The 14,230-nt window shown below is 74.4% G+C and carries 3 protein-coding genes; 1 reads left to right on the forward strand and 2 read right to left on the reverse strand.

The annotated features are described in order from the left end of the window. Nucleotides 1–6,094: SDR family NAD(P)-dependent oxidoreductase (locus ACWD0Y_RS33595; protein WP_450264060.1), on the reverse strand; the 6,094-nt coding region annotated here is incomplete at its 3' end. Nucleotides 6,095–6,183: 89 nt separating this feature from the next. Beyond that, nucleotides 6,184–14,019 carry a type I polyketide synthase gene (locus tag ACWD0Y_RS33600; protein WP_450264062.1) on the reverse strand — a complete coding sequence of 2,612 codons (7,836 nt, stop codon included), beginning with the start codon at nucleotides 14,017–14,019 and terminating at the stop codon, nucleotides 6,184–6,186. Between ACWD0Y_RS33600 and ACWD0Y_RS33605 the strand changes: the two genes are divergently transcribed. Next, nucleotides 14,008–14,230: hypothetical protein (locus ACWD0Y_RS33605; protein WP_450264063.1), on the forward strand; the 223-nt coding region annotated here is incomplete at its 3' end. The genes ACWD0Y_RS33600 and ACWD0Y_RS33605 overlap by 12 nt on opposite strands.

A 14,230-nucleotide genomic window follows, 5' to 3' on the forward strand; every position in this document is an offset into this window, starting at 1 on the left:
CCGCGCTGCCGCGCACCACGGCCAGGATCTCGTGACCGTTGCGCAACGCGTCCGACTGCCGCTCCAGCACGAGCATGCCGACGCCCTCGGACCAGGCGACGCCGTCGGCCGACTCGGAGAACGCCTTGGACCGGCCGTCGGGGGCCAGGCCGCGTGCGCGGGAGAACTCGACGAAGGTGCTCGGGGTGGACATGACGGTGACACCGCCGGCCAGGGCCAGTGAGCACTCGCCGCTCCGCAGGGCCTGGGCGGCGAGGTGCATGCCGACCAGGGAGGAGGAGCACGCCGTGTCCACCGTCACCGCCGGGCCCTCCAGGCCCAGGGTGTAGGAGACCCGGCCGGAGGCCACGCTCGGTGCGCTGCCGTTGCCCCGGAAGGCTTCGTACTCCTCGCCCGTGAGCAGCGGCCCGTAGTCGTTGTACATGACACCGGCGAACACGCCGGTGGCGCTGCCCTTGAGCGACACCGGGTCGATCCCGGCCCGCTCGATCGCCTCCCACGACGTCTCCAGCAGCAACCGCTGCTGCGAGTCCGTCGCCATCGCCTCACGCGGTGACATCCCGAAGAACGCCGGGTCGAAGTCGCCCGCCGTGTGCAGGAATCCGCCTTCGCGGACGTGGGTCCGGCCGGGGTGGTCGGGGTCCGGGTCGTAGAGGCCGTCGAGGTCCCAGCCTCGGTTGGTGGGGAAACCGGAGATGGCGTCGCCGCCCTCCGTGACGAGTCGCCAGAGGTCCTCGGGCGAGGTCACTCCGCCCGGGTAGCGGCAGGCCATGCCGACGATCGCGATCGGGTCGTCGCCGCCCGGGGGCAGGGCGACGGCGGTCGGCGCCGCCGGTGCCTCTTCCGCGGCGCCGAGCAGTTCGTCGCGCATGTGGTCGGCGAGGGCGCTCGGGGTCGGGTAGTCGAAGACCATGGTCGCGGGGAGCCGCAGGCCGGTCACGGTGTTGAGGCCGTTGCGCAGTTCGACGGCGGTCAGGGAGTCGAAGCCGAGGTCCTGGAACTGGCGGGACGCCTCGACGTCCGTCGCGTCGGCGTGTCCCAGTACCCGGGCGATCTGGCCGCGGACCAGGTCGAGGAGGACGTCGCGGCGTTCGGCGGCGTTCAGTCCGACGAGGCGCTCGGCGAGGCCGCCGGCGGTCTGGGAGATCTGGGCGGCGACGCGGCGGCCCGGGGAGCGGATGAGACCGCGCAGCAGGGGCGGGATGTCACCCTGGGCGCGCAGGACGGGCAGGTCGAGGCGTACGGGTGCGAGGGCCGCGACGTCCGTGCCGAGGGCGGCGTCGAACAGCGCCAGGCCCTGGGGGACGGTCAGGGGCGGCATGCCGGAGCGCGCGATGCGCTCGACGTCGATGACGGTGAGCGCGCCGGTCATGCCGACGCTCTGGGTCCAGGGGCCCCAGGCGAGGGAGTGGCCCGGCAGTCCACGCTTCTGCCGGTGGGTGGCGAGCGCGTCCAGGAAGGCGTTGCCGGCCGCGTAGTTGGCCTGTCCGGGGCTGCCGAGGGTGGCCGCGACGGAGGAGAAGAGGACGAACGCGGCCAGGTCGAGGTCCTGGGTCAGTTCGTGGAGGTGCCATGCCGCGTCGGCCTTCGGGCGCAGTACACCGTCGAGCCGCTGCGGGGTGAGCGAGCCGATCACGCCGTCGTCGACGACTCCGGCGGTGTGTACGACGGCGGTGAGCGGGTGGTCGGCGGGGACGGTCGCGAGCAGGTCCGCGAGTGCGGTCCGGTCGGTGACGTCGCAGGGTGCGACGGTCACCCGGGCGCCCTGTGCGGTGAGTTCGGCCCGGAGTTCGTCGGCGCCTTCGGCGGCGAGGCCGCGGCGGCTGACGAGCAGCAGGTGGCGTACGCCGTGCTCGGTGACCAGGTGGCGGGCGAGTACGCCGCCGAGGCCGCCGGTGCCGCCGGTGATGAGGACGGTGCCGTCGGTGTCCCAGGCGGGCCGCTCGGTGGGGGCCTGGACGCGGGTCAGGCGAGCGGCGAGGAGCTGTGTGCCGCGTACCGCGAGGTCGGGCTCCTCGGCCGCGGCCGCGAGTGCGGAGCGCAGGAGGGCCGGCACGGCCTCCAGGGGGAGTGAGGCCGTGCCGGGGTCGATGTCCAGGAGGCCGAGGCGTCCCGGGTTCTCGGTCCTGGCCGTTCGTACGAGGCCGTGGACCGAGGCGGCTGCGAGGTTGTCGCCGGTGTGCGCGCCCTGGGTGACGAAGATCAGGCGGGCGTCGGCGAAGCCGTCCTCGTCGAGCCAGTGGTGGAGGTGTGCGAGGACGGTGGCGCCCAGGGTGTGGGTGGCCGTCACGACGCCGTCGTCCGTGGTGCCGGGTTCGCCGTTCGCGGCGATGAGGACCATGGCGGGGACGGGTTCGTCCGAGGCGGCGAGTTCGTCCAGGCCGGGGTGGGCCGTCACCGGGAGTCCCGCGGTGCGCAGGTGGGCGGCCAGGCCGAGGGGGTCGGGGCCGATCACGGCGACCGTGTCGGGTGCGGCGGTGGCCGGGTTCTTCGTCTCGGTCCAGTCCACGCGGAAGAGCGAGTCGCGGTGGACGGGGCCGGTGTCGTCGAGGCCGGCGGTGGGGACCGTGCGGGAGACGAGGGAGTCCACGGACAGGACCGGGCCGCCCGCGGTGTCGTAGATCGCGATGGAGACGGTGTCGTCGCCCGCGGGGGCGAGGCGGGCGCGTACCGCCGTGGCGCCGGAGGCGGTCAGTGACACGCCCTCCCACGCGAACGGCAGGCCGCCGCGGCTGATGGCGCCGAGGTCGGTGAAGGCGGCCGCGTGCTGGGCGGCGTCGAGCAGGGCGGGGTGCAGGCCGAAGGCGCTCGCGTCGGTGCCGGAGTCCTCGGGGAGCGTGACGTCGGCGTACACCTCGTCGCCGAGCCGCCAGGCGGCGCGCAGTCCGCGGAAGGAGGGGCCGTAGTCGAAGCCGAGTGCGGCGAGCCGGTCGTAGCAGCCGTCGAGGTCGACGGGGTCGGCGCCGGGGGGCGGCCACACGGTGGCGTCGAAGCCGGGGTCGGGGGCCGGCGCGCCGGGTGCGACGAATCCGCTGGCGTGCTGGGACCAGGGGAGGTCGAAGCCGTCCTCGGCGCGGGAGTAGATGCCGAGCGGGCGGCGTCCGGCGGCGTCGGCCGCGCCCACACGTACCTGGAGCTGGACGGCGCCGTGTTCGGGGAGGGCCAGGGGCGCGGCGAGGGCGAGTTCCTCGACGCGGTCGCAGTCGACCTCGTCGCCGGCGCGGATGGCCAGTTCGACGAAGGCCGTGCCGGGCAGCAGGGCGCGGCCGCGTACGCCGTGGTCGGCGAGCCAGGGGTGGGTCCGCAGGGACAGCCTGCTGGTGAACAGCGCGCCCTCGCCGTCGGCGAGTTCGACGGCGGCGCCGAGCAGAGGGTGTCCGGCGGAGCCGAGGCCGGCGGCGCGCATGTCGCCGGAGGCGTCGAGGGCGGCGGCGGGCCAGAAGCGGCGGCGCTGGAACGGGTAGGTGGGCAGGTCGACGCGCTGGGCGCCGGAGCCTTCGTAGAGGCCGGACCAGCGGACGGTGGCGCCGCGTACGTGCACCCGTGCGAGGGCGGTGACCGCCGCGAGTTCCTCCGGGCGGTCCTTGCGCAGCAGCGGCACGATCTGCGCCTGCTCGGTCAGCGAGTCCTGGGCCATGGAGGAGAGCACTCCCTCGGGGCCCAGCTCCAGCAGGGTGGTGACGCCGCGTTCGGTGAGGGTGTGGACGCCGTCGGCGAACCGCACGGCTTCGCGCACGTGCCGTACCCAGTAGGCGGCGGAGCACAGTTCCTCGACGTCGGCGATCCGGCCGGTCACGTTCGACACGACGGGGATGCGGGGCTCGGCGTAGGCCAGGCTCCGCGCGACGGCGCGGAACTCGTCGAGCATCGGGTCCATGAGCGGCGAGTGGAAGGCGTGCGAGACGCGCAGGCGCGTCGTCTTGCGGCCCTGCGCCTCGAAGTGCGCGGCGATGTCCTGTACGGCGCTCTCGCCGCCGGAGATCACCACGGAGGTGGGTCCGTTGACGGCGGCGATGGAGACCCGCTCGGTGAGCAGCGGGGTGATCTCGTCCTCGGTGGCGCGGACGGCGGTCATGACGCCGCCGGCGGGCAGGGCGGCCATCAGTGAGGCGCGGGCGGCGACGAGGCGGCAGGCGTCCTCCAGGGAGAAGACGCCCGCCACGTGGGCGGCGGCTATCTCGCCGATGGAGTGGCCTCCGACGAAGTCGGGCGTGAGGCCGAGGGAGGTGACGAGGCGGTACAGGGCGACCTCGACGGCGAAGAGCGCGGGCTGGGTCCAGCCGGTCTCGTCGAGCGGTCCGGGGTCGGTTCCCCAGACGATGTCGCGCAGCGGGCGGTCGAGGTGGGGGTCGAGTGCGTCGGCTGCGGCGTCGAAGGCCTGGGCGAACACCGGGAATCTGGCGTGGAGTTCACGGCCCATGCCCAGGCGCTGGGAGCCCTGGCCGGAGAACAGGACGGCGAGCAGGCCCTCGTCGGCCACGCCCTCGGCGATCTGCGTGGGCTCGGGGGCGCCGGGCAGCAGGACGGAGCGGTACTCGAAGGCGGAGCGGCCGGCGGCGAGGGAGTGGCCGATGTCGACGGGCCGTACTCCGGGGTTGCGCTCGATGAAGGAGAGCAGCCGGGTGCGCTGTTCGGCCAGGGCGGCGGCGGACCGGCCGGAGAGGACCCAGGGGATGACGGCGGGGGTGGCGGTGTCGTCGGCGGGGGCGGTCTCGGGGAGGGCCGGGGCCTGTTCGAGGATGACGTGGGCGTTGGTGCCGCTGACGCCGAACGAGGAGACGGCGGCGCGCCGGGCGCGGCCCGTCTCGGGCCACTGAACGGGCTGGTCGAGGAGTTCGACCGAGCCGGTCGTCCAGTCCACGTCGTGGGAGGGTTCGCCCGCGTGCAGACTGCGCGGCATCAGACCGTGCCGCAACGCCATGATCATCTTGATGACGCCGGCGGCGCCGGAGGCGGCCATGGTGTGGCCGATGTTCGACTTGACCGATCCCAGCCGCAGGGGGTGCTCGCGGTCCTGTCCGTAGGTGGCCAGCAGCGCCTGGGCCTCGATGGGGTCGCCGAGCGTGGTGCCCGTGCCGTGCGCCTCGACGAGGTCGACGTCGGCGGGTGTCAGCCGGGCGTTCTCCAGGGCCGCGCGGATGACGCGGCGCTGGGAGGGGCCGTGGGGTGCGGACAGACCGTTGGAGGCGCCGTCCTGGTTGATCGCGCTGCCGCGCAGCACGGCCAGCACGGGGTGTCCGGCGCGCTGGGCGTCGGAGAGCCGCTCCAGTACGAGGATGGCCGCGCCCTCGCCCCAGCCGGTGCCGTCGGCGTCCTGGGAGAAGGACTTGCAGCGGCCGTCGGCGGCCATTCCGCTCTGGGCGGTGAAGGAGACGAAGGGGCCGGGCGTCGCCATCACGGAGGCGCCGCCCGCCAGGGCCATGCTGCATTCGCCGTTGCGCAGGGACTGCGCCGCCCAGTGCAGGGCGACCAGGGAGGAGGAGCAGGCGGTGTCGACGGTGACGGCGGGGCCCTCGGCCCCGAGGGTGTAGGAGAGCCGTCCCGAGATGACGCTCGCGGCGTGCCCGGTGGTCGAGAACTGCTCCGCGTCCTCGCTGGAGGCGTTGATGACCGCGGCGTAGTCCTGCCCGGCGGTGCCGACGAACACGCCGGCCCGGCTGCCGCGCAGGGTCAGCGGGTCGATGCCGGCGCGCTCCAGGGCCTCCCAGGCGACCTCCAGCAGCAGTCGCTGCTGGGGGTCCATGGCGACGGCCTCACGGGGTGAGATCCCGAAGAACCCGGGGTCGAAGTCCGCCATGTCGTAGAGGAAGGCGCCCTCGCGGGCGAGGCTGTGGCCGGGGCCGTCCCCGGCGAGGCGCTCCAGGTCCCAGCCCCGGTCGGCGGGGAAGTCCCCCATGACGTCGCGGCCCTCGGTGACCAGGTCCCACAGGTCCTCGGGGGAGGTCACACCGCCGGGGTAGCGGCAGCCGATCCCGACGACTGCGACGGGCTCCTCGGCGGCCGTCACCAGCTGCTGGTTCTGCTGACGGAGCCGCTCGATCTCCTTCAGCGACGACCGCAGGGCCTCGACGTACTTGTTGGGGGACGTGCTCATCGAACTCTCCAGGTCTCTTTCGGTTTGCAGATGCCGCACAGCCGGTGACGTCCGTCCGGCGCGGCCGGGCGGACGTCACCGGGGGGCCGCTACATGTCGGTGACGAGCCGCAGCAGGCTTTCGGCGTCCATGTCGTCGAGGTCCTCGATCGGGTCCTCGCCGTCGAGAGGCCCGGGGGTCGCCTCGGCGGCGTCGGCGGTGGCGAGTTTGAGCACCATGTCCAGAAGTCCTGCTTTTCGGAGTCTGCTGATGGGAACGGAGGCGAGCACGTGGCGGATCTCGGCGTCGGGATCGTCGGCCTGGTCGTCGGCGGTGTGCCCGGGGGCGGCGCCGAAGAGCAGGGAGCCGATGTGCCGGGCGAGGGCGGCCGGGGTGGGGTGGTCGAAGGCCAGGGCCGCCGGCAGCGGCAGGCCCAGGGCCGCCCGCAGCCGGTTGCGCAGCTCGACGGCCGTCACCGAGTCGAAGCCGACGTCGCGGAACGCGCGGGTGGCGGGGATGGCGTCGGTCGCGTCGTGACCCAGGGTCGCGGACGCTTCGGCGCGTACCGCCTCCAGCAGGGCCCGTTCGCGTTCGGCGGTGGGCAGGGCGTCGAGCCGCTTCCTGAGGGGCGGGGTGGCGGAGCCGTCGTCGGCGGGTGCTTCCTCGCCCGCCGACAGGGCCCGGCCGGCCTCGGGGATGCCGGCGAGCAGCGGGCTGGGCCGGGTCGCGGTGAAGCTGGGGGTGAAGCGGTCCCAGTCCATCAGCGTCACGGTGAGCGCCGTGTCGTCGTCCTCCAGCATCCGCTGGAGCGCGGCGACGGCCAGCGGCGGCTCCATCGGCATGACGCCCTGGCGCCGCAGCCGCTCGTGGACCTCTTCGGCCGTGGCCATGCCGACCTCGGCCCAGGTGCCCCAGGCGACGGAGGCGGCGGTCAGGCCCTCGGCCCTGCGGTACTCGGCCAGGGCGTCGAGGAACGCGTTGGCCGCCGCGTAACCGGGCTGGCCGCCACTGCCCCAGGTGGCCGCGCCCGACGAGAACAGCACGAACGCGTCCAGGTCGAGGTCGCGGGTCAGTTCGTGCAGGTGCAGGGCGGCGGTGAGCTTGGACCGCATCAGGGCGTCCAGCTGTTCCAGGGTCAGCGATTCCACGGAGGCGTCGCCGTCGGCGACGCCGGCGGCGTGGAAGACCGAGGCGAGGGGGAACTCGGCGGGGATCGCGGCCAGTACGCCGGTCAGCGCGTCGCGGTCGGCGGCGTCGCAGGCGGCGATGGTGACGCGGGCGCCGAGGCCCTCCAGTTCGGCGCGGAGCGCGGCCGCGCCGGGCGCGTCCTCGCCGCGGCGGCTGGTCAGCACCACGTGTCCGGCGCCGCGCTCGATCATCCAGCGGGCGACCCGGCCGCCGATCCCGCCGGTGCCGCCGGTGATCAGGGCGGTGCCCCGGCCCTGCCAGCGGCGCTCGGGGCTGTCCGCGGTGGGCGCCGCGTGGGTGAGGCGGCGGCCGTAGATCCCGGTCGGGCGGACCGCTATCTGGTCCTCCCCGTCCAGGCCCGCCAGTACGGCGGTCAGCCGGGCTCCGGATCGCGCGTCCAGGGTCTCCGGGAGGTCGACGAGACCGCCCCAGCGGTCCGGGTGCTCCAGCGCGATCACCCGGCCCAGGCCCCACAGGGCGCCTTGCACGGGCCGGGTGAGACGGTCGTCCCTGCCCACGGACACCGCACCGCGGGTGGCGCACCACAGGGGGGCGCGCAGTTCCGCGTCGCCCAGGGCCTGGACGAGGGTGAGCGTCAGGGCCAGTCCCGCGGGTACGGACGTGTGGTTCGGGTGGCGCTCCTCGACGGGCGCAAGCAGGGACAGTACGCCGGTGAACTCCGTTCCGTCGGCGGTCAGTTCCTTGAGGCGCTTGGCCCAGGCGGCGCGGCCTGCGCCGTCGCTGCCCTCCGCCTCGAGCCGGACCGTGTCCGGGCCGAGCAGGGCCAGTACGGCGGTGATCCAGGCGCCGTCGGCCCGGTCCGCCGGTACCACGGCGAGCCAGCGGCCCGCGGGTGCGGTGGTGCCGGGCTCGTTCAGCCGGGTCCAGTCGACCCGGTAGCGCCAGGCGTTGACGGCCGAGCGCTCCCGTGACTTGGCGCGCCACGCCGACAGGGTGGGCAGTACGTCGCCGAGCGAGGAGCGTGCCCCGCCCTCGGCGACACCGAGTTCGTCGGCCAGGGACTCCAGGTCCTCGCTCTCGACGAGGTCCCAGAAGGCGCTGTCCGTGGCGTCGCCGTCACCGGGGGCCGCAACGCCGGCCGTGGCCGCCGCGGGCTCGGGCCAGTACGGGCGGTGCTGGAAGGCGTAGGTCGGCAGGTCGACGGGGACGGCGGCGCCGGCCGGGAACGCCGTGCGCCAGTCCACGGCGGTGCCGTGCGCGTGGGCCTCGGCGAGGGAGGCCAGGAAACGCCGGAGGTCGCCCTCGTCGCGGCGCAGGGTGCCCAGCACCACGGCGGAGTCGGCGACGGCCTCCTCCACCGTCTCCTGGGTCTCCTGGATCGGGGCGGCCAGCACCGGGTGCGGGCTCATCTCGATGAAGACGCGGTGTCCGTCCGCGAGGAGCGCGCGGGTGGCCTCCTCCATCCGTACGGTCGTGCGCAGGTTGGTGTACCAGTACGCGCCGTCGAAGGCGGCGTCCGTCAGCCGGGCGCCGGTGACCGTCGAGTAGAACGGAACGCGCGGGCTCGCGGAGACGACCGGGGCCAGGACGCGTGAGAGGTCGTCGCGCACGGCTTCGACGTGGACGCTGTGCGAGGCGTAGTCCACGGACACCTTGCGGGCGCGGACGCCCTGCTGTCCGCAGGCGGCGAGCAGTTCGTCCAGCGCCCCGGCGTCGCCGGAGACGATGACCGACGAGGGCCCGTTGACGGCCGCCACGGACAGCAGCTCGCCCCAGGGCTCCAGCAGGGCGCTCACCCGCTCGACCGGCGCGGCCACCGACATCATGCCGCCGAGCCCGGAGAGGCGGGGCAGCGCCTGGCTGCGCAGGGCCACGACCGCGGCGGCGTCCGCCAGGGTCAGCGCGCCGGCCACGTACGCGGCGGCGATCTCGCCCTGCGAGTGGCCGACGACGGCCGACGGCTCGACTCCGTACGAGCGCCAGAGCGCGCTCAGGGCCACCATCATGGAGAACAGCGCGGGCTGGACGACGTCCACCCGTTCGAGCAGCGCCGGGTCTCCTTCGCCGGCCAGTACCTCGTGCAGGGACCAGTCGATGTACGGGACGAGCGCGTCGGCGCACTCGTTCACGGCGGTGCGGAACACCTCGGAGTGGGCGAGCAGTTCGCGGCCCATCCCCCACCACTGGGAACCCTGGCCGGGGAAGACGAACACCGGTCCCCTGGCGCCCTCGCCGACGACACCCTGTACGACGCCTGCCGCGGCGCGTCCCGTGGCCAGTGCTTCGAGGGAGCGCAGGAAGTCGTCGCGGGTGCGGCCGATGACGACCGCGCGGTGGTCGAAGGACGCGCGGGTGGTCGCCAGCGACCAGCCCACTCGTGCGGGTGACAGGCCGGGGTCGGCGTCGGCGAGGGCGAGCAGCCGGGCCGCCTGGTCGCGCAGCGCCGCCTCGGACTTGGCGGAGAGCGGCCACGGCACGGCCTGCTCGTCGGCGGGGTCCTGCGCGGCGTCGGCGTCCGCCGTCCCGGTTTCGGCGGGGGGCGCCTGCTCCAGGATCAGGTGGGCGTTGGTGCCGCTGATCCCGAAGGACGACACTCCGGCGCGCCTGGGCCGGTCGGTGTCCGGCCACGGGGTCTGCCCGGTCAGCAGTTCCACCGCGCCGGACGTCCAGTCGACGTGTGTGGAGGGGGTGCCGATGTGCAGGGTTCCGGGCAGGACACCCTCGTGCATGGCCATGACCATCTTGATGACGCCGGCGACTCCGGCGGCGGCCTGGGTGTGACCGATGTTGGACTTCAGCGAGCCGAGCCACAGCGGGCGCTCGGGGTCGCGGCCCTGGCCGTAGGTGGCGAGCACGGCCTGCGCCTCGATGGGGTCGCCGAGCCTGGTGCCCGTGCCGTGCGCCTCCACCGTGTCCACGTCCGCGCCGGTGATCGCGGCGTTGGCGAGGGCCTGGCGGATGACCTGCTGCTGGGCGGGGCCGTTGGGGGCGGTGAGTCCGTTGGACGCGCCGTCCTGGTTGATCGCCGAGCCGCGGATCACCGCGAGGACGCGGTGGCCGTTGCGCCGGGCGTCCGACAGGCGCTCCAGCAGGACCAGACCGACGCCCTCCGCCAGGGTCATGCCGTCTGCGGCGTCGGAGAACGGCTTGCAGCGGCCGTCGAGCGCGAGCGCCCGCTGCCTGCTGAAGCCCACGAAGGCGTGCGGGGTGCCCATCACGGCCGCGCCGCCCGCCAGCGCGAGGGTGCTCTCGCCGCTGCGCAGCGACTGGCAGGCCAGGTGCATGGCGACCAGCGAGGACGAGCAGGCGGTGTCGACGGTGACGGCCGGGCCCTCGAACCCGTACAGGTACGACACGCGGCCGGACAGCACACTGGCCGCCGTGCCGGTGACCATGTGCACCTCGGAGCCCTCGGCGCCGTTGTGCGCGGTTGTCGCGTAGTCCTGGTGGCTGGCGCCGATGAAGGTGCCCGCGGTGGTGCCCCGCAGCGAGTCCAGGTCGATCCCGGCCCGCTCGAAGGCCTCCCAGGAGGTCTCCAGCAGCAGGCGCTGCTGCGGGTCCATCGACACGGCCTCACGCGGCGAGATGCCGAAGAACGCGGGGTCGAAGTCCGCGGCGTCGTGCAGGAATCCGCCCTGGGTGGAGTACGTCCGGCCCTGCCGGTCGGGGTCGGGGTCGTAGAGCCCCTGGGCGTCCCAGTTCCGGTCGGCGGGGAATTCGGAGATCACGTCCGCGCCGTCCAGGGCGAGGCGGATCAGCTCCTCCGGGGTGTTCGCGCCGCCGGGGTAGCGGCAGCTCATGCCGATGATGGCGATCGGGTCGTCGTCGGCCCCCGCGGACGTGGTGCGGGCCGCCGAGGCGGGTTCGGGGCCGCTGCCCAGGGCCGCGCCCTTGAGGAACCCGGCGAGTGCGACGGGGTTGGGGAAGTCGAAGACCAGGGTCGAGGGCAGGGTGAGTCCGGTGGCCGCGACGATGCGGTTGCGCAGGTCGACGGCGGTGACCGAGTCGAAGCCGATGTCGCGGAAGGCGCGCCGCTCGGGGAAGGACTCCGCGGAGGCGTGGCCCAGGACGGCGGCCGCCTCGGTGCGCACGAGGGTGAGCAGCAGACGTTCCTGTTCGGCGTCCGTCAGGTCGCGCAGCCGCGCGGCGAGTTCGCTCGCCGCGGGCAGGCCGGCGGCCTGCTGCGGGGCCGGGGCCAGCTGGCGGGCGACCTCGGGCACCTCGTCGAACAGGCGCGTGGGGCGGCCGGTGGTGAAGACGGGGTAGTACGTGTCCCAGTCGATGTCGGTGAGCCCGATGACGGTCTCGTCGTCGTCGAGGACCCTGCCCAGGGCGCTGAGCGCCTGCTGCGGGTCCAGGTAGGCCAGGCCGCTGCGGCGGATGTGGTGCGGGTCGGCGAGCTCGCGTTCGATGTCGTCGGGCCACTTGCCCCAGTGCACCGAGGTGGTGCGCAGACCGCGGGCGCGGCGGTTGACCGCGAGCGCCGAGAGGTAGGCGTTGCCCGCCACGTAGGCGGCGTGGTGGCCGCTGCCCCACATGCCGGCGGTGGACGAGTACAGGACGAAGTCGTCGAGCTCGTCGTGGTCGAGGAGTTCGTCGAGGTGCTGGGCGCCGGTGACCTTGGCGTGCACGACGTCGGAGAACGACTCCGTCGTGGTCTCGTCCAGGGTGTACAGCTCGATGACGGCCGCGGTGTGGATGACCGTGCGTACGGTGCGGCCCTCGGCCTTGAGGTCCGCGAGGAGCGCGGCGACGGCGTCACGGTCGGTCACGTCGCAGGCGACGGCCTCGGCCTCGGTGCCCGAAGCGATCAGTTCCGCGACCAGTTCGGCCGCGCCGGGGGCGTCCGCGCCCCGGCGGCTGGCGAGCACCACATGACCGGCGCCCCGGCCGGCGAGCCAGCGGGCGAGGTCGGGGGCGAGGGTGCCGGAGCCGCCGGTGACCAGGGTCGTACCGCGTGGGGTCCACGTGCGGGAGGGGCCCTGTCCGCCGGACTTGGCGCGGACGATGCGGCGGGTGAAGACCCCGGAGGGACGGACGGCGAGCTGGTCCTCGTCGCCGAGCGCGCCCGCGAGGGCGGAGACCACGTGTCCGGCCGCCCGCCGGTCCAGTGCCGGTGGCAGGTCGATGACGCCGCCCCAGCGGTGCGGGTGCTCCAGCGCCGTGGTCCAGCCGACGCCGGCGATCTGGGCCTGCACCGGGTGGGTCAGGGCGTCCGACCGGCCGGTGGACACGGCGCCCCGGGTGAGGAACCACAGGGGCGCGGTCACGTCGGCGTCGCCGAGGGCCTGGACGAGCGAGACGGTCAGGGCGAGGCCGAGGGTGAGGCCGGGGTGGCGCCCGCCGCGCTCCTCGGCGGCGGCGAGTGTGGAGACGATGCCGGTGAACTCGCCGGCGGAGGACAGCAGCTCCGCGAGGACCGCGCGGTCGGTGTGCGCGTCGTCGAGGACCAGCCGGGTCACTTCGGCGCCCGCCGCGGTCAGCAGGCCGGTGGTCTCGCTGTCGTCGGTGCCGCCGGCGGACACCACGAGCCAGGTGCCCGTCAGTGACCGCTGGGGGACCTTGGCCAGCGGCGACCAGGTCACCCGGTAGCGCCAGGAGTCGGTCCTGGAGGATTCGTTGCGCGACTTGCGCCAGGAGGACAGGGCGGGCAGCACGGCGGCCACCGCGTCCTCGTCCGTCCGCAGGGTCGAGGCCAGGGCGCTGACGTCCTCCCCCTCGACGGCCGCCCAGAACCGGGCGTCGGCGGGGTCGGCCGTCGTATCGGCCCGGTCGCTCACGGCGGGGATGTTCCAGAAGCGTTCGTGCTGGAAGGCGTAGGTGGGCAGATCGACGCGCCGGGCGTCGGTGCCCGTGAAGAGCGCGGCCCAGTCGACGTCGACGCCGCGCACGTGGACCTCGGCGGCGGAGAGCAGGAAGCGCGCGAGTCCGTCGCGTCCGCGGCGCAGCGTGCCGGTGGCGACGGCCGGCTCGCCGTACGCCTCGGTCATGTCCTGTACCGACATGGTCAGTACGGGGTGCGAGCTGACCTCGATGAACGCGCGGTGTCCGCCGGCGAGCAGGTCGCCGATCGCTTCGGCGAACCGCACGGTCTGCCGCAGGTTCGTGTACCAGTAGGCCGCGTCCATCGTCTCGGTGTCCAGCCAGTCGCCGGTCACCGTGGAGAAGAACGGGACGTCGCTGGTGCGCGGGGCGACCGGTGCGAGGACGTCGAGGAGTTCGTCGTGGAGGTTCTCGACCTGCGCGGAGTGCGAGGCGTAGTCCACCGCGACGCGGCGCACCCGGATGTCCTCGGCCGTCAGCAGCGCCGAGAGTTCGTCGAGCGCGCCGGGTTCGCCGGAGACGACGACCGAGCGCGGTCCGTTGACGGCGGCGACCGACACCCGGCCCTGCCAGTCCGTCAGCCGTCTCTCCACCTCGTCGACGGGGAGCGGTATCGACATCATCCCGCCGTGGCCGGCCAGGGTGCGGCCGATCGCGCGGCTGCGCAGGGCGACCACCCGGGCGCCGTCCTCCAGGGAGAGCGCGCCGGAGACGACGGCCGCGGCGATCTCGCCCTGCGAGTGGCCGACGACCGCGTCGGGCTCCACCCCGTGGGCGCGCCACAGGGCGGCGAGGGAGACCATGACGGCGAAGGACGCGGGCTGTACGACGTCGACGCGCTCCAGGGACGGCGCTCCGTCGGCGCCGCGCAGCACATCCTCCAGGGACCAGTCCACGAACGCGCCGAGTGCCGTGGCGCATTCGGCGATCCGCTCGGCGAAGACCGGGGATTCGACCAGCAGTTGGGCTCCCATGCCCACCCACTGAGAGCCCTGGCCGGGGAAGACGAACACCGTCCTGCCCTCGACGTCGGCCACGCCACGGACGAGATCCACCCAGGGCTGGCCGGTGCTCAGCGCGGTGGTTCCGGCGACACCGCGCTGCGTGACTGGCAGCGCCTGATCGCACCCGGCGGCGCCCTCGTGGTCACCGAGTGCGAGTGGACGGTGCGGGAGCCGTCGGCCG

This window comes from Streptomyces altiplanensis, from assembly GCF_053591575.1.